Here is a 22,573-nt window from a genome sequence, read left to right as displayed (position 1 = left end):
AATATACTTCAGAATCCACATCTAATTGGAAACTGAAAAATTAATCTAAAATCCAAAATCCAAAATCCAAAATCGTTAGACTTTGCCAAATCGGCGATTGCGCTGCTGATAAGTAGACAAAGCGCGGTGAAATTCCGATCGGTCGAAATCCGGCCACAGCGTCTCAGTAATGTAAATTTCCGAATAAGCCATTTGCCACAGCAGAAAATTGCTCAGCCGCATTTCCCCGCTCGTCCGAATCAGCAAATCCGGATCGCAAACATCAGCAGTATACAAATAGCGTTTAAATAAAACCTCATCAATCTCCTCCGGCTGCAACTTGCCCTCTTGCACCTGAGTGGCGATCGCCCGACAAGCCTGTACAATCTCCTGGCGGCCTCCGTAATTCGTCGCCACCCGAAACAGAATCCCCCGATTGTGCTGAGTAGCCGTCACAGAGCGCTCGATTTCCGCCTGCAAAGACTTCGGCAAAGCCTGCAAATTCCCCATAAATTGAATTTGCACGTCCTCGTCCACCATCTCCCGCAATTCTTGCCGCAGCTTGCCTTCAAACAAACTCATCAAAAAATCCACCTCCCCGGCCGGCCGCCCCCAATTCTCCGTCGAAAAAGCATAGGCCGTTAAAGCTGGAATTCCCCAATCTTTGCAGCAGCGCAGCAGTTCCTTGAGAGCGCTAGCCCCCCGGCGGTGTCCCGCAATCCGCGGCAACCCCTGATTCTTAGCCCAGCGCCCGTTCCCGTCCATAATCACTGCTATGTGCTTAGGCAGTAGTTCTTGTTGTAGATCCGCAGGCAACTTTTCCAAGCAAATTCCTTGACTCATGGTTTCTCCCGATTACCCGACTAACGGCGCAGTATCCGTTTTAACAGTGTCACTCCCTTCAATCCTATCTGGCGTCCGAGATTGCCGATCGGAATTGGAGCCACAACTCTTTCTCCCTCCGACGGAAACAGCTTTGCTTCGAGCAATTCCTTAAGTTTGCTGCTAGTCAAAGGTCGATTTAAAGTTCCCATCTGCGCCAGAGAAATCGAACCCGTTTCCTCCGACACCACGACGCACACGCAAGCTTGCACCCGTTCTGTAATCCCCATCGCCGCCCGGTGGCGGGTTCCCAACTGCCGCGAGGCGCTGCGATCGGACAAAGGCAAAATTACCCCCGCCGACACGATCCGCGAAGCCCGAATCAAAACAGCCCCGTCGTGCAGCAAAGTTTGCGGCTGAAAGATAGTCTGCAACAATTCCTTAGACACTTCAGCATTTAGCTTCACTCCCGGCACAGAAAAATCCCGATCGTCGATCGGAGAATCTGTTTCTACAATTAATAAAGCGCCCGTGCGGTTTTGCGAAAGTTCTTTTACTGCGTCCACAATTTCATCTATTACGCTGTCCGGTTCGGGAGTTGGTCGGCGATCGCGTCCAAACAATTGTATAATTTCCCCCCGACCCAATTGTTCCAGAAATCGGCGAAACTCCGACTGCAATATTACCGCCATTGCCACAGCAGAACCCGTCACCAAGCTGTTGAGCGCCACGTGCAACAGTCTCAATCCAGCCCAGTTGCTCACCGCCGCCGCCAGCATCAAAATAATAAATCCGCGTACCATCCAAAGCGTCCGGCGCTCCCCGACAATGACGAGCACCAAATACGCAAGCGCAAATACCAGTCCAATATCGATCGCCTGAATCAATAAGGACTGAACGAGGCCAAAGTCATAGCCAGATTGTTGATTGTTCATGGTTCATCGAACGCTACCGCCTGTGAACCGCGAACCGTGATGCACTCGAACCCATGAACCATGAACAGTTGTTATTCCAATCGCGTTACTGAACAAGCCAAAAGTAAAAAGTTCAAAAACAATCATCAAGAAATCCCAATGAATCATCTTACTTTTTACTTTTTACTTTTTATGTTTTACTTACTTTTCTTTTGAGTTCCGAGTCTTTCAGGAAGGCGGTCAAACCTCAGCAAATCCTCGTCAGTTTCCCGCTCTAAAATCGTGTGAGCTTCCCCATTTCTCACTAAAACCGCTGCCGGTCGGGGCACTCGGTTGTAGTTAGAAGACATACTGTAATTGTATGCCCCTGTAGCCGTAACGGCGAGAATATCTCCGGCCTGACACTCCGGCAATTTGGCATCTTTAATCAGAATATCGCCTGATTCGCAGTGTTTCCCTGCAATTGTCACTGTTTCCGTTAACTCAGCAGACATTTTGCCGGCTGCGAGGACTTGATAAACTGATTGATAGGTAATAGGACGCGGGTTGTCCGACATTCCGCCATCTACAGATAAATACGTCCTAACTCCCGGAATGACTTTTTTAGAGCCAACAGTGTAAGCTGTGACGCAAGCTGTACCCACGAGCGATCGACCCGGTTCGCACAGCAATTTCGGTAATGGCAATTGCGGCCGCTTCTTGCAAGCTGCCACCACTGCGGTGCAAACTGTCCGAGCCCAATCTTCAATGCTTGGAGGATCGTCCGCTTCAGTATAGCGAATGCCCAACCCGCCGCCAATATTAATTTCTGTCGCTGGCAAACCATAACTCTGCGCTTTTGTCAAGGCCCCAACTATGACATCCGCTAAATCGTGGTGGGGTTGCAGTTCAAAAATCTGAGAGCCGATGTGAGCGTGGACTCCCACACCAGATAAGCAGGGCTGTTCGCTGATGAACTTAAATACATCATCGAGCGAATTGGGATCGAAGCCAAATTTACTGTCGATTTGACCCGTCTTAATGTAGTCGTGGGTGTGACACTCAATTCCCGGAGTAAACCGCACCATAACTCGTATCGGCCCGTCGGTTTTGCTGCTTCCCAAGGCTGCGAGAGTCTCTAAATCATGCCAGTTGTCGGCTACGATAGTGCAGCCGCTTTCGACAGCTAGCTGGAGTTCCTCGCGGGACTTGTTGTTACCGTGGAAATAGATTTTATCGGGACTGACACCAGCTTTCAGTGCAGTGCGGATTTCGCCGGCAGATACGACATCGATGCCTAAACCTTCCGAAGCTGCGATCGCACAAACCGCCAAACAACTCCAAGCCTTAGAAGCATAGAGCACTTGAGTTTCGCCCGGATAGTAATGCTTGAAAGCATCGCGGTACTGGGCGCAAGTCGTCCGCAGCGTTTCTTCGTCTAAAATGTACAGCGGTGAGCCAAATTGCTCTACCAAGGCTGTCACCTCGCAGCCTCCGATTTCCAGCCTGTCTCGGCTGTTAACTTTAGCTGTCAGCGGTAAAAGTTGTTGATTGGGCGATGGCTTACGCCCCGCTACGCTACGACTTTTCAGGGATTCTGGAGACTCTGACGGCTGATCGAGTCCAGATTCCACCCTGAGAGATTGAGTTGATACCATCGGCGCAATAACTCTCCTTGGTTATTTTCATGCGTCAGCATTCCTCAGTCAGCAGTGAACAGTCGCTGCTGTAGACTAAAGTCTGGAGACTGATTAATTACTTGACCATAGCAAAAAAAATTAATCGCTACTTTATTTCCTAGTGTACAATTGACCGCCGTGCCTTTTCTAGAAATTAAACATATCAACGCCGAACACCTCAACAGTGCAGTCGAGCTCGATCGCCTGTGTTTTGGCGGACTTTGGACGATCGAAGGCTACAGGCGCGAGTTAGACAGTCCTAACAGCGATTTACTGGGTTTGTGGGCATCCGCAACCGGTTCCGGCGGATCGGCAAGATTGGACAGCCAACTTGAGTCTTTTGATATTCTCACCCCTCAAAACGCGGCGGACACGCACCATCCACCGCCCCTACAACTTCCACCAACCCTCATCGGTTTGGGTTGTCTGTGGGCAATTTTAGAAGAAGCTCACATTACAATTTTGGCGATCGATCCGCGCTTTCAGGGTCAGGGTTTGGGGCAAGCTCTGCTTTGGGCATTGCTAAAATCGGCACACCGCAGACAGTTAGAACGGGCAACTTTAGAAGTGCGAACTTCTAATTCGATCGCACTGTCTCTGTACAACAAATTTGGCTTTAAGGAGGCAGGACGGCGCAAGCGATACTACGCAGACACAGGAGAAGATGCTGCGATTATGTGGCGCAGCGGCATTGAAAAACCGGAATTTGAGCAATATTTGGCGATCGAGAAACAGCAAATTTGCGATCGGCTCCTCCAGAAAAACTGGCAGCCGTCGATCGATAGTTTTGAGTTGTGAGTTTTGAGTTTTGAGCAGCCTACTTTGGGGATTCCAGTTATGCTAAGAATTGAATTTACTCAAACAGAAATCAAATCTCTGCATGATTAGCGCTTTCATCATCATCCTAATATGCAATCAACCTCAGCATTGGACTAAACATCTGCCTGAACAGCCATACTTACCGCTTTGCTTCGCGCTTCTATAATTTGACCTATCTCGCGCCCCAAGCTTGGTTGACGTTCAATCATCGTATTGACAGCATCCGAGTAGATCACAAAAACTTGCAAATCGTCAACGGCGACGATCGATACCGGACTCGGTTCCCCACTAAACAGTGCCATCTCGCCAAAAAACTCACCGCGCAAGATAGTCATTACCTCCAACTCCATGCCGAACTTGTTCGTAACTGTTACCTTAGCCTGACCCGCAATGATAATGTACAAAGCATTACCAGGCTCGCCCTGCCGGATGACTTTCTCTCCTGCACCAAACTTCTGTAAAATAGTTCCCTTAGTTAAGTCATCCAAATTTTTGGGTTCTCTAGCTAAAGGCATAAATCCGGGAATTGAGTGCAGGCTTTGGGCTAACTTACTTGAAGCGCTATCTGCCTTATCAGCAGCTTCCACAGCATATTCGTATCGGTAGCGATATAGCGTCAGGTTGTTTCGCTGCGCTGCGTACCAGACTCGCGTCATAAATCGATCGAGTATCTGCTCCACATCCTCAAAGTTTTCGATAAAAAACTCCACCTCATAGATAATTGCAGTCTCATCATAGGATGTGGTTTTGATCTCTGGTTCGGGTTCGGCTAATATTCCTTGTGTAGCCAAAGCTGTACTTAGTAGTACCTGCTTCACCAGGTTAGGGGGGGTATCGTAGGAAAAGCCAATATTGAGGCGTTGGTTGTAAATGCGTTCTGGTTGGCTGTAATTACGGATTATTTCTTTTCCAATGAACTGATGGGGAACAATAATCACTTGGCGTTCGAGAGTTAGCAGGCGAACCGATCGCCAATTGATATCAACTACCTGCCCTTCGATCTCTCCAATACGCAACCAATCACCGACACTGAAGGGGCGTTCCAAAAGCAGCGCAATGCCAGACATGATGCTGCCCAATGTATCCTGAAGCGCCAAACCGATCACGATCGAGCTAACGCCCAATCCGGTAGCAAGACCGGCCAAATCAGCACCCCACACTGCCGCCAGTACGATCGCGCTTCCCACAAGCACCAAAAACAACCTAGAAAGATCGATCAGCAGTTTGGGCATCCGCGCCCGCCATGTATTCGCCTCCGCTTCTTCAAACAAAATCACATTAAACAGCGAGAGAGAGGCGTAGATAACAGATATCCAGAACAGCGTTGCGACGAGCTTGGGAAAATTCCCATTAACGTCAAGCGTCAGGACATTCCTGATTAAAACCATCAGCATTAAGATGGGCAAGACGAGGTTTTTTACAACCATCAGGGTAGCCGCCAGCGGTCTACCGCGCCTTTGTAGATGATAAATAACTTCTCCTAGTAAAACTACCAGGAATGGGAAGCCTAATCCGACAATTAACGCCCAGGTTTGCCAGTCGTTTGAAAAGCTTAAATTACTCATATACTTCTTCCTATCGAACACTTATGGGAAGCTTAGAATTTTTGATTTGCCAAGCCACTAGCTGTTCTTTTCCTGGTTCTTGAATTTCACCAACCAGCTCAAAATCGTATAGTTCGGTCAAGCGATCGCAAATGTCTTGAGAAACTAAGATTGCTCCCGGCCCACAAGCCGACTTCAACCTATTGGCAATATTTACAGTATCGCCCCAAACATCGTAGAGCAATTTATTTTTGCCAATCACGCCTGCAACCACATCTCCTGAATTGATGCCGATCCGCAAATCTAGATGCAAGTCTTTTTCATAACTAAATCGGCGGACAAACGACAGCATTTCTAAAGCAAAATCTACCGTGCGTTTGTCATGATCCAGACGCGGCACACCAAGCCCGCATACAGCCATGTAGCCGTCACCAATAGTTTTAATCTTCTCAAGGCCGTATTTTTCTGTCATTTCATCGAAGGCTGTTACCAGTTCATTAAGCAAGGCAACAACCTCTTGAGGGGACATTGAGTGAGTGAGCTTGGTGAATTGGTGGAGGTCTGAAAACAAGACCGAGACATTAGAAATCTGCTCGGCAATTTCTCGATCGCCCTGTTTGAGGCGTTTGGCTATGGCGGGACTAAATATACTTAAGACTAATGCTTCATTTTGGCGATTTTCCTGTTCGATTAGTTGAGTTTCGGCACGAAGGCTGCCTATCGTTTGGTTAAATGACTTAGCTAAGTCTCCAAATTCATCTTGCGAACCCGATTTGACAACCGCATCAAATTCCCCAGCCCCTACCTTGCGGGCGCTAGCGATTAACGTCTTGATGGGTTTGACAAAGATTGCACTCAGCCACATGGCAACAAGCGTGATTAGCGCGATGATTAAAGTAGCCCCAATCAAAACTGTTTTTTCAAACGAGTGAATTGGGGCATAGGCTTCAGAAACATCTATCTCCGCCACGATAACCCACCTCAATCCATCAATCTCTAGTGGAGCATAAGAACTCAAAACCGGAATATTACGATAATCGTCGAGCACCTGCGTTCCCTGTTTCCCAAACAACGCTTCCTTCACTGCTTTTGTTTGCACTTCCTGTAGGAGGATGGTAGTATTAAATTCTTTGATTTTCTTGATGGTCTTTTCATCAGTGCCGATCGAGCGTAGAGTTTTTGCATGACCTTCTGGGTCTTCAATCTGGAAACGAGACGCAGAGCGCATCAAATAATCCGACCCCACCAGATAAGTTTCTCCTGAATCGCCCAAACCATTTTGTTTCCAATTTTTGTTACCAGTCATCACATTGTTAATTTTGTCAACGGGAAGCTGGAGGGCCAAAACACCAATGAATTGGGAGCCGTTAAAGATTGGGGCAGCGATAAAAGCCGCAGGCGCACTCCCAGAAGGGGTGTAGGGCTTAAAATCTACTATTTTTACATAGCCCGTTCCATTTGCTTGTCGGGCGGCGGCGATCGCGGATGCTAGGTTACTCTCGTTGTAGGGGCCGTCGGTTAAGTTTGTGGTAAAATCGGCTTCTTTAAAAACCGTGTAGACAACTGTTCCTTCGGGATCGATCAAAAACATATCGTAGTAACCGTATTTTTCAACTATATTGCGAAAAATAGGGTGGTAGCGGGCGTGAGCGCGGCTGTAAGCGCTGGCATCGCCTGGGTTGTCAAGGAGAAGTTTTTTGCCAACGGGGTTGGGGTTAGCAGCGATGTAGTGGTACTGCAAGTAACGGGCAGCGGCGGTTTTTGGCGTGTAGGATGCCAGAACAGGCGAACCCTCGTTAGTTCGCGTTAGTTTGGGTATAAATTGTGTCTGGTAGTAGGTATCAATTTTTTTGTCAAAATCCGCTGGTACTGTTGATTCTTGAAGTTGGCGGTAGGCTGTCTTGAAATCTTGCATGGCACCGACGACTGTCAAATCTTCGCTTAGGGTTTGGCTGTGGTGGTAAAGGCTTTCAAAATAATCTTGGATTTGATAAGTCTTGGCAGCCCGAAGGCTGGTTAATTGGTTGAAGACTTTTTCGGTTATAGTAGCTTTCCCACTGCTAGAGCATATATAGGTGCTGGCGAGCATAGCGCAAAGGCTGACTACCAGCAAAATGACTATGAGTTTTGTCTTTATACTTAACTGCTTAAGTAATTGCATAGGATGTTTCCTGATATTATTTGCCTTATTTCTCGATTTTAGACTAGACATCTCCATAAATTCCATTTTAACCATTCTGCTACAAATATTTTAGACTAATTGTTGGAAAAGTCTCTTGTCTAATTAATATAGAGACGCAAGATTTCGCGTCTCTACATTCTTTTTCGGAGAAGTCTAATGCCTGTGGTGTATTTGTCGGCTTTGTCAATTTTCGATCGGTTCTAAGTTATTTTGAGCTTCTCCAAGGTTGGTTTGAAATTGCACCGGATAATAGGAGAATAGATTAATCTGCTCTTTCTCCAGTAGAGTCAGTATCGCTAGGTTGATTTTTTCGATGGTATCAAAGTATAATTGAGGATTACCATTAGTCTTAGCAAAAACCCGAATTTTAATGACACGAGAATTTTGATTTATTTCGCTAAAGTAGATAAAAAATTTTTCAGTCAATATCTCAATAGACTTCGGAATTTCTCGAAGACCCATACAAATTTTTTCGGTTTTTTCTGCCGAAATACCATCTATTTTCAGGGTGAAGTTGATACCTATTGAATTATCATTCCCTACCAATTGGAAGCAATTTTCAACGACTCCATTAATCATTTTAGAATTGGGCACTTTTTGGATAGTGTTTCTGCTCAGTATACGAAGCGTTGTACTTCTGAGTCCCACCTGTTCCACCTTAATTAGACCCTCTATTCCAGGCATCGTCACTTGGTCACCGGGTCGAAACAGATTATCTACGTAGATAATGATGGTACAACACAAGTCATAGATCAGGTCTTTGAGTAACAAACCTATGGCAACACCCGCTCCACCAAGCAGACCGATGAGTGCCCCTGCCGATGCACCCAAAAACACCTCACTTGCTTTGAGCAAGATAATCGCGATCGCCAGCACCTGAAACAATTTCGGCAGATAGGGCACGAGCAAATCGTCTAACTCGGTTTCACTTTTGAGCGCCTATAGTTTAAGCACCTCTCCCAACACAGGAGCGGCACGGTAAACAATAAAGGCGAAAGTAGCGTAAGCACCAAACCTGAGAATACCTTCTACTTTTTCGTTCAATTCAGGGCTGAAATTTTCTGCCAGAATTAGCTGCACTATCCAGAGTCCACCGATGACAATCAGCCAGTTTAAAGGTTGCTTGATAATCTCGACCAACTCATCGTCAAAGGTGGTCTGCGTTTTGCTAGTCAGGCGCTCGATTCTGCGAATGATAACTTCGGAGAAAACTTGTTTTAACGCCAGGGTAAGTGTGAGGACAATGACGCTCAGAACGATTTTGAACAGCGGTATAGGTATGTGGACGATCGAGATGTCTCCACTAAAAATGAGTTTCCCCAAATCAGAACCAGCAAGAGCTTCTCTAAATGATATTGCAAAAGTTTTCATGGTTTTCTAATTCGATACTTACACAGCGTGGCAGTTTATTATCTTTAAACTACCCCGACTTGCTTGTTAAAAATCGGGGATTGTTTCGTCGTTATTCAAGAACGCAACACAAAGCGATTGTTTAACGGTTGCACAGGTCTGGCGTCAATGGATATTAAGTTGGCAAATCGCTGGATCTGATTTTGTGAGATTTCAATAGGCTGCTGCATCACAATCCAGTTGACTCCTTGCGAGCAGGGTGGTGTCGTCAGAGAGCCAAAGTAGCGGTAAACCTTTCGGTCTTTTGGTAAAAATTGCTCTGCATTTATTTTCACTGAGTTCACTACTTGCTCTCGTTCGTTGCGATTTGGGAATGCGTCCCAGATCGGTTGCAGGGCTGCATTGTGTTGTCCCTGCTTCAATAACACCCCAATCACTGCTAATGCACCAGCCTCGCTGCGATGTACTAGATGCAATTCCATGTCAAATGGTTTTTTATCAATGGTGTGTTCGCTGGGGTCGTGGAAGTGAAATTGCACCAAGTTAAAGGTCTCACCGTCCAGCTTAATTGAGCTTCCCGGTTCGTAGTTCACTTGGATGGTATGACCGTTATTGACGATGCGTAGGGGACTTTCTTTATAATCGATTTCAATTGGTGAAAGTTGGGCTGCGATCGCTCCTTGCAGATCGATCGGCGATTGCTGGATTCCCGTTTTGCACACTTGAAATTCGGGAGACAGGTTCCCCCAATTCTGGGCGCCGCTTTCTCCGATATAGCCCCACTCAACTCCGTGTTCAACAGCAGACACCAACGATGGGAAACTGACACCGAACGAAATTTCCAGCGCCCCAAATCCCAAGAGTTTAAGTAAAGTTCGTCTATCCATTATTGTTAACCATTAGTTCTAAACAGCATTTTTTGGCCCAGGAGCGTGGATGAGTGCAACACAACCGTTTTGACTGCCCCGACAGTTCTTCAGAAATCTTGGCATTAGTATAGCCCTGCCCTTTTGCTTTATTGTAAAAGTTTTTTACCTAACTTTTCCCACCTTTGAAGAGTATTTTACCATACTCATGCTAAAAATAGCTTTTTGTCAATTCACAAGAACACAATTCTTATGAGGTTGCTGTCGCCGGAAAAGCTTGGGAAAACTAATAGACCTCTCCCATAATTCTCGCTTCACAGGCATCCTGTCGGTTCTTGACTTGCTTTTGACTCCTATGTCTAATGATTGGCTCGGTGCTGAAACTTTCATATTTAATAACAATTTAGTATTAATAAGGGATTGAATCTCATTCTTAGTAGCGCTCGACCTGGCTTTTGGTTTTTTGCGTAAATTGTAAAAATTTGCTTTTTCTGGAATCTTTCGGCAGTTATTCACCTAGAAATACAACCAGTAAAACAGACCAGAAGGCATCAAAATAATGACGGGAAAAGCCACTCTTCCAAACCCCATTAATTGCCTAAGCTTGGTTTCACTTTTTTGGAAACTCTCTCTATTCCCCACTATGACTAGCACTAGCTCTAAACCAAGTAGCAAGTAAACTAGATAAAAGGCATAGTCGAGGGCAACGACATAACCCACGCCATCTGGCAGAGCCTGTAGCAAGCTCAGATGGTAAAATACGACCGCTAGGAGCAGACCACTCAATACCTCGGCTGAGAGATGCTCAAAGGGAAGAAACAATAACAGGTATGCCACAACCACAAAGAACCAGAGGGGCAGCAAATTTTTGATGCTGAAACCAAGTAAGTCCCTTTTGATGTTGATGACAGCATTAAACTGGGAATATTCTAAATTGGAGTTGGTATCAATAACTTGGCGATCGCCTAAAGTAGAATTGTTAGTCAGGGTATCTTGGTAGAAAGAAACCTTTTCAGGATTCCAAGAGCTGATTTCCTGAAAAACCTGCTCTTTCCATTGTTTAGGTAATTCCTTGATGGTCGATGACTTATCGCGCATTCCGACAAAATCTATTGCGTAAATCAGCTTGTCTCGGGTGAGGTTGGCGTGTCGAAATCTCACCGACAAACGCTGAGCGTCGAACGGATAATTGTGAAAATCAAACTCTTCATGAAAATCTGCTTTAATCCGGTATACTTTATGATTTACACCAGCTTCTTTCCCAACTTTTATGGGGTCGCTAAGTTTTAATTTTTCCCCCGAATCGAGCCGATTTATGCCATAATTGATGAATTCAATATTATCAGCATCTAGTTCTCCTTTATATCTAAACCACAGATAACAATCGACTAAATAGGTTGAAGTTTTTTCGTCTAGGGAGCCAATTTTATTGATATCAATACCAGCGTAAATGATGTTTGTCTTTTGCAGGAATTGCTGCCCGATTTGCACGATATTGCTGTTCTTGATTTGTGACTCTAGATTGGCAACTTTTCTGATGTTGGGAATATTTTGCAGTTGGGTAAAAGCCGAGACAAGATTCGCTTTGTCAAACAGTCCCACAGCAATAGGGACAACAGCATTTCGTTGCTCATCCAAGTAAAAGGTTCTAGTTCCTGTTTGAATCGCTGTCTCTGGGCTGTCGATCGCAGCCAAACCCTCTCTAACCAAGTAACGGTCTTGTTTGATGTCTTTCCCCGTAAAAGTCGCTTTTGGTAAATCTTTCTTCGTCAATTGAGTCCGATTAATGGCTTCCACCACCGCACTGACAGCATCATAGTAAGAACCAGCCGACCAACCAGGAGCAGTTCCGTAAGTCTGTTCAAATCTTCTCCTAAATTGTAGAATCCGATCGTCAGCAACGTCATAAATGAGCGGGACTGTGGCGTAAAGACCGTTCGTAAAGAAGCCAGGACTTTCCTTTTCTTCAGGGCGCTCCGTAAAGGCTTGAGCAATAGCCACATCCCCTAAATCATCGCCACCAAATACGGGAAAATCCAGATGGCGATTTTTCATTTCAGCAAGCAAGTTCGTCACTTGGTCGCGATTAGTAGCCAAGACAACTGCTTCTGGAACTCGATCGAGCTCTTTGAGTTCCTGCAATTGTTGAATAATAACCTGGTCTGTAGCTTTGTTTTGATTTTTATCTAGTTGCCACTTGGTGATTATGTCTCCTCCCAATTCTCGGAAAGCCGCTTCAATAGTTTGACCTAAACCTAAACCATAAGCATCGTAGCCGTGGATGAGACAAATTTTTGAATATCCCAGAACTTTTCTCAGGTAATAAGCGATAAATTTGCCCTGAAAGCTGTCGGCAAAAATCGTGCGAAAATACCAATCATTCCCCTGGGTGACTGAATCAGCAGTCGCTGAACCGCTGATAGCTGGAATACCGTAGGCTTGATAAATTTTTCCGGCTGCCTTAGATGTGCTGCTGGAATAGTGACCGATGACGGCGACTGCTTTTGACTGAACAATTTTCTTAGCTACTTCTTCAGCCGCGTTGGGTTTGGCTTGGTCGTCATAGACTTGTAGCGTCAGGTGCTTGCCACCAATTCCCCCTGCCCTATTGACCTCCTTGACGTAGAGTTCAGCGCCTCGGAGCATTGACTTTCCTGCTATTTCTGTCGCTTCCCCTGCATTGGTTAAGGGAGCTGCGATCGCTATAGTTATATTTTCTTGGTTTTGTTTGTTGAAGATAGCAGTACCTATACTCACTGTTAGGGCTAACAAAACAAGGGCTAACCAGATAATAACTTTTCTTCCACGCATTTTTATCCAACCATTCAATAGGTAAAAAGTCAAAACATATATCCGTAATTCAACCAATGCCTTATGTCATAGTCAAGGCCAAAGTAGGTTAATTATCTCGCTCGATATATCGAAACAATCACAATCCCGACGAACTTCCCTGTATTGCCCTCGGCTGCTTCGAGGGCAAGTTTTGCTTGGACTAGGGTATCAGCGCCTTCTTGCTGTTGGCTGATGGCTTGATTCTGGCGCTTGATGGTAACTTCAGCTTTGCTGATTTCGTAGGCTTTTTTTTGGAGTACAAGCATCCACGCCGCTGAATCTGTAAATTGCCCCTCTATTGAACTTGGCTATGACAGAACTTTTGTAAATTCTGTCATAGCCATTAGTATCAACTCCGGGCGATCGCCACTTATGCTCCAACTGGGGATGCACTAGCAGAGACGACGTTCAGGTTGGCAACCAACCCATAGGTTGATACATACTCTTCTAATTCTGCTAAATCAACACTGCCATTGCCATCGCTGTCAAGAATGTTGAACAGATAATCAGTGACGTAGCTTCTAATTTCTTCTGAGCTGCGTTCGCCTGTTGTCATATCTTCGATCAGCCCTAACAACTCCATAATCTCAGAGCGATCTAGCGCCTTACTTCCATCCGTATCCAATTGCAAGAAAAGCTTTTTAACATCTTCTGTTGCCACTCTCGAAGAGCGCAGTGTTTCTCTCAATATGTCATTGCCAAATGAATTCATGAACAATATCTGTTCGACGAGAGGGATGCAGAAAAAGCCCAGCGATGCCCAAAAAATTGCATACTTCACATCTGAAGTAGTTGCACTAACACCGATGAAAAGAGCCGCCCAAAGGAAAAAGTTGGGATTCACCAGCAGGATATAAGCATCCCGAGCTTCTGCCTTGCTTAGCTTGCCCTTTGTAAATACAGAGGTTAATGTAGCTGCTACGCGCATCGAGACAAAGACTAATGTTGCCAATGCAAGCTGCTGCAAACAAGCTAGCGATCGCGCTGTATCCGTTGAGGAAAATATATCGCTGAGGAATGTTGCAGGAGTAAACTGAAACCCTGTTGCCAAGGCCATTAATGCAACAGCCAGCACGCCGATAAATTTCCAGTTCTTACTGTGGTGGTTTGATTCAACCGGGGATTTGTCGCGCCAAAACTGGGCGATCGCTCCCGGTATTGCCAGACCAACTATTAGAATGATACCGAAAAAGATCAGGCTGTCAACGTTAATGGGTAAATTGGCAACCTTCAATGTAGCCAGAAGCGCCAGGGGAGCAACGATGGATAACGTCCTTGACAAAACAGCCGACGGATAAAGATTACCGCCCCAAAGCACCGATAAAACTGGGGAAGTAAGGGCTGGTGGAACCATCCAAAACAGCACCCACAAAACTTTGTACAGATCGGCGGGACTCTGATACAAGAGTCCAGAAAATATTAATAATAGCCCAACTGCCCATCGCACTGCCATCCACCCGTAAACTAGATACTTCACAGTAGAAGTTACTTTGCGTTTACTGGCGGCAAAGTCAATGTCCAGGTAGGTATAAAATGTTGAGGCGGCCAGACACGCAACGATTATCGATCGAAATAGCGCTGGCGGAATCCCTCCTGCGGCGGCGGTGATTGCCCCTACCAAACTTCCCAGCAAGAAGGCAACGGCATAGATCAAAATCGCCCACATAATTGAAAGATCGTTGATCTCTTTCCGCAGAGAAGCGGCACCGCCGGATTCCTTGTTGCGAAAATTGACTAGATCCACACCGCTGAGAGCTTTACCATTGGGCAGTTTCAAATGTTTGTAATCAGTCGGCGGTAAATCGCTTAAGTAAAGTGCTAAAGGCTCCAATACATATTGGTGGCACACTACTAAAACCGTTTCGCCCCGTTTTAAGTGCGGTACAACTTTGTCTTCGTAGAAATTTGCAGCGCGATAGTAAACTTGGGCAATCTTTTCGCCCGCCGGAGGTGCTTCGTTGTGTGAATGCAACATTTCCTCAAAGCCTTCGTAGCCCAAGGCTAGACGAAGCAGATTTAGGTTGCGGCCTGCAAAAATGCCAAAGGATTTCTCGCTAATTCGATGGTCTATCTGAACGGGGGTATTTGGCGACTTTAGTGCTTGACTTTCAGCAAGGGCGATTTCACAGGTTTGCCTAGCGCGTCTCATGTGTGAGACATATACGGCGTCAAACTTTGTACCTTTTTTCTTCAGGTCAACACCTGCACGGCGCGCCTGCAACCGGCCAAAGGATGTGAGGTCAACATCCAGAACTCCTGCAAAAATGTTGCGTTCGTTACTGGTACTTTCACCGTGCCGAATAAAGTAGACACGTCCTAGCTGTTCTGCATTGAATTCTTTTGGTGAAGCTGCAGAAGTTGTGGCTGCATCGTGGAATTTACTTGTAACTTCGATCGAGCCATTTTCGGTACTTTCTACCTGGTCATCTAAGTTTCTAGTGTTCATTTTTTACTTTCACTACGCCTTAAACGGGATTTAGATTCTTTTCCCAAATTGAAGTTTCAGACTTTTAAGTCAGACGAGTTAACGACCAAAGCACTCTGCTACGAAAGCAATGTCTTTGACCGTGCAGAGTATAGTCTGATCCAAACTCCTCGGAGTGTATCAACACTCACTAATCGATCGGGAGCGATCGCACAATAGACAACATGAAGACTACCCACATCTTCAACGGATCGGGGGCAAAATTTTAGATGAGTAAAGCCCAGCTCGCTCTCGCCCTCGCAAACCAACAGATTCTGGAGATGGGCCGCAGCTTAACTTCTATCTAGCTTAGGACATAGATCCTGCATCAAACTAATAAGTTTTGTATAAAACCCGCCCTGTAATTCGAGAATTATCACTTTTGCACCTGCATAAGAGCCAAAAAGATTGTGCTAGAATCCATCAATACGCAGTCGTAGGTTGGGCACAGGCCGAGAAGAGCAATCTTCTTGCAGTCTAGGGGAGGTTGTAGGTCAGCCACCATTTGGGTCTTCCCAGTTGAAAGCCACCCTGCAACATGAGCCTGGAATCTGCAACCGCAGCCGAGTGCGGCTTTCGCGGTGGGAGTGTCGCGCTAAAATTGGCATTACGAGTTAACACTCGAACAAAAACGCTCGTTGTGCGAGCGTGACCTCAAAACGGGCACATAGCAGGTGGGAATAAACCATGTTTGAACGCTTCACAGAAAAAGCAATAAAAGTAATCATGTTGGCCCAGGAAGAAGCTCGCCGCCTGGGTCACAACTTCGTAGGGACAGAACAGATCCTCCTGGGTCTGATCGGGGAAGGAACCGGAGTTGCGGCTAAAGTCCTCAAATCAATGGGGGTAAACCTCAAAGATGCTCGGATTGAGGTCGAAAAAATCATCGGGCGCGGTTCGGGCTTCGTAGCAGTCGAAATTCCGTTCACCCCCCGCGCCAAGCGGGTTCTAGAACTGTCCCTCGAAGAAGCCCGCCAACTCGGACACAATTACATAGGCACCGAACACCTGCTGCTGGGCCTGATCCGCGAAGGTGAAGGAGTAGCGGCCAGAGTCCTGGAAAATCTGGGAGTAGACTTGTCGAAAGTCCGCACCCAAGTGATTCGGATGCTGGGAGAAACCGCAGAAGTCGCAGCCACCGGCGGCGGCGCTCGCACCAAAACCCCAACCCTCGACGAATTCGGTGCCAACCTGACTCAAATGGCCGTCGATGGCAAGCTTGACCCAGTAGTCGGACGGCAAAAAGAAATCGAACGGGTAATTCAAATCCTCGGTCGCCGTACCAAAAATAACCCGGTACTCATCGGCGAACCCGGAGTCGGTAAAACTGCGATCGCCGAAGGCCTCGCCCAGCGCATCGCTAACAACGATATCCCAGACATCCTCGAAGACAAGCGCGTCGTCACCCTCGACATCGGCCTCCTCGTCGCCGGTACGAAATACCGGGGCGAATTTGAAGAGCGCCTCAAAAAAATCATGGACGAAATCCGCACTGCGGGTAACGTGATTTTGGTGATTGACGAAGTGCACACTTTGATAGGTGCAGGTGCGGCTGAAGGGGCGATCGACGCAGCCAACATTCTCAAGCCGGCTTTGGCAAGAGGCGAACTCCAGTGTATCGGCGCTACGACCCTCGACGAGTACCGCAAGCACATCGAGCGCGATGCAGCCCTAGAACGGCGCTTCCAGCCGGTCATGGTCGGCGAACCCACCGTTGACGAGACGATCGAGATTCTCTTCGGCCTGCGGGAACGCTACGAACAGCACCACAAGCTGAAAATCTTGGATACGGCCCTGGAAGCCGCAGCCAAACTCTCTCACCGCTACATCTCTGACCGCTTCCTCCCAGACAAAGCCATTGACTTGGTAGACGAAGCAGGTTCTAGAGTCCGCCTGATCAACTCCCAACTGCCCCCCGCAGCTAAAGAACTTGACAAGGAACTCCGCCAAGTCCTCAAAGATAAAGACGAAGCGGTGCGTTCTCAAGACTTTGACAAAGCCGGCGAATTGCGCGATCGGGAAATGACGATCAAAGCCGAAATTCGCGCTATTTCCCAAGCCAAAAAAACCGACTCGGCCCGCACCGGCGAAACCGACCCATCGCCAGTAGTTACCGAAGAAGATATCGCTCAAATCGTCGCAAGTTGGACGGGCGTACCGGTTAACAAACTGACTGAATCTGAATCCGAAAAACTGCTGCACATGGAAGATACCTTGCACCAGCGCTTGATCGGCCAGGAAGAAGCAGTGAAAGCCGTTTCCCGCGCCATCCGCCGCGCTCGCGTCGGCTTGAAAAATCCCAATCGCCCGATCGCCAGTTTCATCTTCTCCGGGCCCACAGGCGTCGGCAAAACCGAACTCACCAAAGCCCTAGCCGGCTATTTCTTCGGTTCCGAAGACGCCATGATTCGGCTGGATATGTCCGAATACATGGAACGTCACACCGTCTCCAAACTTATCGGTTCCCCTCCGGGCTACGTCGGCTACAACGAAGGCGGCCAACTCACAGAAGCAGTCCGCCGCCGTCCTTACACGGTAGTCTTGTTCGACGAAATCGAAAAAGCCCACCCCGATGTCTTCAATATGCTCTTGCAAATATTGGAAGACGGCCGCTTAACAGATGCCAAAGGTCGCACCGTGGACTTCAAAAACACGCTGCTGATTATGACCTCCAACATCGGTTCTAAGGTCATCGAAAAAGGTGGCGGCGGCCTCGGTTTCGAGTTCGGCGACAACCAAGCCGATGCTAATTACAACCGCATTCGCTCTTTGGTTAATGAAGAACTCAAGAACTACTTCCGCCCAGAATTCCTCAACCGACTTGACGAAATTATCGTCTTCCGTCAGTTGAACAGGGAAGAAGTGAAGGAAATCGCCGTTATCATGCTCAAAGAAGTGTTCGGCCGCTTGACAGAACAGGGAATCACTCTCGAAGTGACCGAAAAATTCAAAGAACGGCTGGTAGAAGAAGGCTACAACCCCAGCTACGGAGCTCGACCCCTGCGCCGCGCCATTATGCGGTTGTTGGAAGACAGCTTGGCTGAGGAAATCCTTTCTGGCCGCATCAAAGACGGCGATATCGCTGTTGTGGATGTCGGCGAGGACGGAGTTGTTAAGGTGCTGCAAGGTCAAAAGCGGGAATTGCTACCCCAAGGTGCTGAGTAAGGTTGAGTGGCGCGCGATCGCGAGTAAAGTTGTGAAATAACCAATCGGGCGATCGCAAATAACTCAAAATCCTCCCCTAAAAAAAGGTAGAGAATTAAAATTCTCTGCCTTTTTTATGAGTTAAAATCAACAGAATGTACTACACTTTTCTAAGTATCTTCGTCTCAAAAAACATAAAACAGATCGACTCGGTTTTAGTAGTGGTGGCGCCCCGGTGCCGGCGCGATCGGGGTTTCTGAATACCCAAACAAAGTTTTACGTTGAATTAGAGCGACCTGCTTCCATGCCAATTAGATAATTAGCCGCGACTATATACGGGAGAAATAAATGACATCTGAAAAAAAGAATTTGGGTACAGAAGTAGCAGAAATTCAGGCCCAAACCTGGTGGCAGAAAGCCTGGAAGTCGCAGCGAGAAAATCTTCAGATAGTGATTATTGCTTTAGGTTTAGCAATAGTGATTCGAGCGTTGGTCGCCGAGCCGCGCTTCATACCCTCAGATTCTATGGTACCAACTTTGCACGTGGGCGATCGCGTCGTAGTCGAAAAAATCTCCTACTATCTCGAACCTCCAAAAACTGGCGACATCGTAGTATTTGCCCCGCCGGAAAAGTTGCAAGAACAAGGCTTTACCCAAGACCAAGCATTTATCAAGCGGGTAATTGGCTTACCGGGTCAAACCGTCGCTGTTAAAAAAGGTTTAGTTTATCTCAACGACAAACCCCTGGTCGAAAAATATATTGCCGAACCTCCTAAATACCAGTGGGGGCCTTATCGCGTCCCGGAAAATCAATACTTCGTGATGGGAGACAACCGAAACAACAGCAACGATTCTAGCAGGTGGGGATTTTTACCTAAGAAAAATATCATCGGCCGCGCTGTGGTGCGGTTTTGGCCGCTAGAACGCATCGGGCAAGTTTGAAGTCAGTTGACAGTTGACCTGGGACAGTTGACAGTTGACCTGGGACAGTTGACAGTTGTCATCGCAAGCCCAATGCCCCATTCCCTGCGCGGGCCCATTCCCAATGCCCCATTCCCAATGCCCCATTCCCAATGCCCCATTCCCAATGCCCCATTCCCAATGCCCCATTCCCAATGCCCCAATGCCCATGCCTTATCCTGTACGGAAATTTCTACTGATTCTTGCGTCTTGAGGGGTAGGGACTTCCTCCGGCAACTGATAAAATAGTACAAAAAGCGGCGGTATTTCCCGCCTAGATGAAAATTAGCTGCATATTAAAAAGTTAGGAAAGCTATGGGATTTTTTGATTCAGAAATTGTTCAGCAAGAAGCCAAGCTGTTGTTTGAAGACTATCAATCTCTCGTCAAACTAGGCGGCAATTACGGTAAATTCGATCGCGAAGGCAAAAAAATGTTCATCGCTCAGATGGAATCTATGATGGAGCGCTACCGTATTTTTATGAAGCGCTTCGAGCTGTCTGAGGACTTCATGGCTCAGATGACTGTAGAGCAGTTAAAAACACAGCTCAATCAGTTTGGGATTACGCCCCAGCAGATGTTTGAGCAAATGAACTCAACGCTGGAGCGGATGAAATCTGAGCTGGAAAAACAATCATAAGTTGAAAGTGGACAGTTGAAAGTGGACAGTTGACAGTTGACAGTTGACAGTTGACAGTTGACAGTTTTCATTAGTCATTGGTCATTAGTCTTGAGAAAACCATCAAATCCGGGCGAAGAGAATTTACACATCTACAGGCTTGCGTCGGCACAACGCGAGACAGAAAAAATCAAGAGGGTAAATTAGTTATATTGCAATACGGTTCAGTTAACGCTTTTTGCGAATTTAATCTCACAATTTTGTGAGAAATACAGGTCTCTAGAAGATGCCTGATTATTCTTAACTGAACCGTATTGAGTTATATTTTGTTTGACAACTGTCAACTGACAACTAACAACTGTCAACTGTCAACTATCAACTGTCAACTGATAATTAAGGGCGCTCAAAAGCTGAAGCAGGTTTGAAATCTTCTACGGGAACGCCCTGCAAAGCTTGGCTCATAAAATCGCGCCAAACAGGGGCAACAATAGTACCGCCAGTAGCACCGTAGCTCATCGGTGTGTAATCGTCGTTGCCTATCCAAACAGCCACCGACAACTGCGGCACGTAACCCACAAACCAGATATCCCGCTCTGAGGAAGTTGTACCAGTTTTCCCAGCAGCCGGCCGCCCGAGTTGGGCCGCTCTTGCCGTTCCGTTGTTAATTACCCCTTGCAGGGCGCTGTTGACAGATGCCGCAGCCCAGGCGTTGAGAACTAATTTGGGTTTGGGCGTATTGTCGAGCAAGACGTTGCCGCTGCTGTCAGTGACTTGCACGATAAACGTGGTGTCAGAATGCCAGCCGTTGTTGGCAAAGGTAGCAAAAGCTCCGGCCATTTCTAAAGGAGTCAAGTCAACTGCACCCAAGGGCAAAGAAACCACGGGTTCCATGGGACTTCTGATGCCGAGCACCCGGCAAATCTCAATCACTTTATTCAATCCGACTTCTTGGCCGAGCTTGACGGCGGGGATGTTCAGCGATACTTCCAAAGCTCTGCGGATGCTGACGGCACCGGAGAAGCCGCCGCCGTAGTTTTGAGGGTAGTAGTAGCCGTCGCCGTCGCGGTAGCCGACAGGGGAGTCGTAGACAACTGAATCGGGGCCGTATTTGCCGCTAGCAAAGGCAGCGTAGTAGATGAAAGGCTTAAAAGAAGATCCGGGCTGGCGGCGTGCTTGAATGGCGCGGTTGAATTCACTCTTTTCGTAATCGACGCCGCCAACCATTGCTTTGACGAAGTGGGTGCGGGGATCGACGGCTGCTAGGGCTATTTGACCTTGGTCGCGATCGTAAAAAAGTCCTTGGTAGTAAAGCCTTTCGTGCCACGCTTTGACGGTTTCTTCGGCTATGCGCTGCATTTTGAGGTCGATCGTGGTTTGAACGCGCATTCCGCCCTTGAGCACGGCATCTCGCCCGAAACGCCGTGTCAACTCCTGGACTACGGCTTGTGTGACGTAAGGAACTTGAGAGCCGCCAAAAGAGGTAATTTTGCCGAGCTTAATTTTTTGCCCTCGGGCGGCAGTCTCTTCGGCCGGCGTAATCCATTTGAGATCCTTCATGCGGGTTAAAACGATTTCCTGCCGCTCTTTTGCCAACTTGTAATTGACGAAAGGACTGTATTCTTCGGGGGCGGAAATTAAGCCGGCCAGCATCGCGGCTTCTGAAAGAGTCAAATTATCTGCTGACTTGTTGAAATAGCTTCGAGAGGCTGTCTCTACGCCGTACAAGTTGTGACCTAAGTAGATTTGATTCAGGTACAGTTGCAGAATTTGGTCTTTGTTGAGAATTTGCTCCAAGCGGATAGACATTACCGCTTCAGCTATTTTGCGGCTGAATTTTGACTGGGGAGATAGAAACAGGTTCTTGACTAGCTGCATTGTCATAGTCGAACCGCCTTCAACGGTTCTACCTTTCTCTAGGTTGACTATGAGAGCTCGGGCTATCCCGCCGGGGTTGATGCCTTTGTGGGTGAAGAAGTTGCTATCTTCGATCGCCAGAACAGCCCGTTTCAGGTTCGGGGAGATTTTGTCAAGGGGTACGACATCCCGGTTTGCTTCATCGTGGATGCTGGCTAGGGGCCTGCCGTTGATGTCGTAAATGTGAGTGGTTTCTGTGGGAGAGTAGGTTTGCAAGATGCGAACATCTGGCAAATTGCGGAAGCTGATCGCTAAGCCAACCAGTCCGCCGGCGACTACGGAACTGGCAAGCATTGTCATGCTGAGTATGGTTCCGGCTGTCACTTTGCTGACTGACTGAACAAACTCGAATACAGGGGCTGAGTTTTCCGTATTTTTGCGGACTGCGTTGGTTGACACGTGGATTTCACTTCCTCACTCGATTTGGGGTTTAAGACTTTTAATTTTAGATGGGAACCCTGGAGGCTCTGAGTCAATCGATTTTAGATTTTAGATTTTAGATTTTCT

16 protein-coding genes are annotated in these 22,573 nt (G+C 47.2%); 4 read left to right on the top strand and 12 right to left on the bottom strand.

Translation table 11 applies throughout. The features are described 5' to 3' along the window. Nucleotides 1-75 precede the first annotated feature (75 nt). The 3 genes from QUB63_RS03415 to lysA form a co-directional block, all read right to left on the bottom strand. Nucleotides 76-822: an isoprenyl transferase gene (locus QUB63_RS03415; protein WP_293251592.1), complete on the bottom strand. Its 747-nt coding sequence runs from the start codon at nt 820-822 to the stop codon at nt 76-78. A 20-nt stretch (nt 823-842) separates the two neighbouring features. Beyond that, nucleotides 843-1,736: a diadenylate cyclase CdaA gene (gene cdaA, locus QUB63_RS03410; protein WP_332943397.1), complete on the bottom strand. Its 894-nt coding sequence runs from the start codon at nt 1,734-1,736 to the stop codon at nt 843-845. Nucleotides 1,737-1,912: 176 nt separating this feature from the next. Continuing rightward, nucleotides 1,913-3,352 (bottom strand): diaminopimelate decarboxylase, encoded by a 1,440-nt coding sequence (gene lysA / locus QUB63_RS03405; protein ID WP_332943396.1) that lies wholly within the window; start codon nt 3,350-3,352, stop codon nt 1,913-1,915. A gap of 159 nt (nt 3,353-3,511) precedes the next feature. On the opposite strand from lysA, the gene rimI reads away from it, so the two are divergent. Continuing rightward, a complete protein-coding gene (rimI, locus tag QUB63_RS03400; RefSeq protein ID WP_332943395.1) occupies nt 3,512-4,171 on the top strand; it encodes a ribosomal protein S18-alanine N-acetyltransferase in 660 nt (219 codons plus the stop codon). A 134-nt stretch (nt 4,172-4,305) separates the two neighbouring features. Here the strand turns inward: rimI and QUB63_RS03395 are convergent, their stop codons facing one another. From QUB63_RS03395 to QUB63_RS03360, 8 genes are all read right to left on the bottom strand, one after another. Beyond that, on the bottom strand, nt 4,306-5,757 hold the full coding sequence (locus QUB63_RS03395; RefSeq protein WP_332943394.1) for a mechanosensitive ion channel family protein: 1,452 nt from the start codon (nt 5,755-5,757) through the stop codon (nt 4,306-4,308). 10 nt (nt 5,758-5,767) lie between these two features. Next, the gene (locus QUB63_RS03390) at nt 5,768-7,897 is read right to left on the bottom strand and encodes an adenylate/guanylate cyclase domain-containing protein (RefSeq protein ID WP_332943393.1); all 2,130 of its coding nucleotides are present in this window, start codon (nt 7,895-7,897) and stop codon (nt 5,768-5,770) included. A 204-nt stretch (nt 7,898-8,101) separates the two neighbouring features. Beyond that, nucleotides 8,102-8,821 carry a mechanosensitive ion channel family protein gene (locus QUB63_RS03385; RefSeq protein WP_332943392.1) on the bottom strand — a complete coding sequence of 240 codons (720 nt, stop codon included), beginning with the start codon at nt 8,819-8,821 and terminating at the stop codon, nt 8,102-8,104. 36 nt (nt 8,822-8,857) lie between these two features. Further along, nucleotides 8,858-9,289 (bottom strand): hypothetical protein, encoded by a 432-nt coding sequence (locus tag QUB63_RS03380; RefSeq protein ID WP_332943391.1) that lies wholly within the window; start codon nt 9,287-9,289, stop codon nt 8,858-8,860. Between the two features lie 95 nt (nt 9,290-9,384). After that, complete coding sequence (locus tag QUB63_RS03375; protein WP_332943390.1) at nt 9,385-10,155, bottom strand: carbonic anhydrase; 771 nt, start codon at nt 10,153-10,155, stop codon at nt 9,385-9,387. Between the two features lie 495 nt (nt 10,156-10,650). Further along, a complete protein-coding gene (locus QUB63_RS03370) occupies nt 10,651-12,945 on the bottom strand; it encodes an ABC transporter substrate-binding protein (protein ID WP_332943389.1) in 2,295 nt (764 codons plus the stop codon). A 92-nt stretch (nt 12,946-13,037) separates the two neighbouring features. Then, nucleotides 13,038-13,232 (bottom strand): hypothetical protein, encoded by a 195-nt coding sequence (locus QUB63_RS03365; protein ID WP_332943388.1) that lies wholly within the window; start codon nt 13,230-13,232, stop codon nt 13,038-13,040. Between the two features lie 104 nt (nt 13,233-13,336). Further along, nucleotides 13,337-15,412 carry a histidine phosphatase family protein gene (locus QUB63_RS03360; RefSeq protein WP_332943387.1) on the bottom strand — a complete coding sequence of 692 codons (2,076 nt, stop codon included), beginning with the start codon at nt 15,410-15,412 and terminating at the stop codon, nt 13,337-13,339. 705 nt (nt 15,413-16,117) lie between these two features. On the opposite strand from QUB63_RS03360, the gene QUB63_RS03355 reads away from it, so the two are divergent. From QUB63_RS03355 to QUB63_RS03345, 3 genes are all read left to right on the top strand, one after another. Next, the gene (locus tag QUB63_RS03355) at nt 16,118-18,595 is read left to right on the top strand and encodes an ATP-dependent Clp protease ATP-binding subunit (protein ID WP_332943386.1); all 2,478 of its coding nucleotides are present in this window, start codon (nt 16,118-16,120) and stop codon (nt 18,593-18,595) included. Between the two features lie 327 nt (nt 18,596-18,922). Next, nucleotides 18,923-19,516, top strand: a complete 594-nt coding sequence (lepB, locus tag QUB63_RS03350; RefSeq protein ID WP_332943385.1) for a signal peptidase I — start codon at nt 18,923-18,925, stop codon at nt 19,514-19,516. Between the two features lie 333 nt (nt 19,517-19,849). Further along, nucleotides 19,850-20,173, top strand: a complete 324-nt coding sequence (locus QUB63_RS03345) for a DUF1825 family protein (RefSeq protein WP_332943384.1) — start codon at nt 19,850-19,852, stop codon at nt 20,171-20,173. Nucleotides 20,174-20,545: 372 nt separating this feature from the next. Here QUB63_RS03345 and QUB63_RS03340 read toward each other — a convergent pair whose 3' ends face one another. Continuing rightward, nucleotides 20,546-22,465: a transglycosylase domain-containing protein gene (locus QUB63_RS03340; protein ID WP_332943383.1), complete on the bottom strand. Its 1,920-nt coding sequence runs from the start codon at nt 22,463-22,465 to the stop codon at nt 20,546-20,548. Nucleotides 22,466-22,573 lie beyond the last annotated feature (108 nt).

Origin of the sequence: Microcoleus sp. ARI1-B5 (assembly GCF_036705795.1) — a bacterium.
Taxonomy (GTDB): domain Bacteria; phylum Cyanobacteriota; class Cyanobacteriia; order Cyanobacteriales; family Microcoleaceae; genus Microcoleus.
Note: the sequence above shows the minus strand (reverse complement) of the source record. Positions and strands in the feature narration are given on the sequence as shown.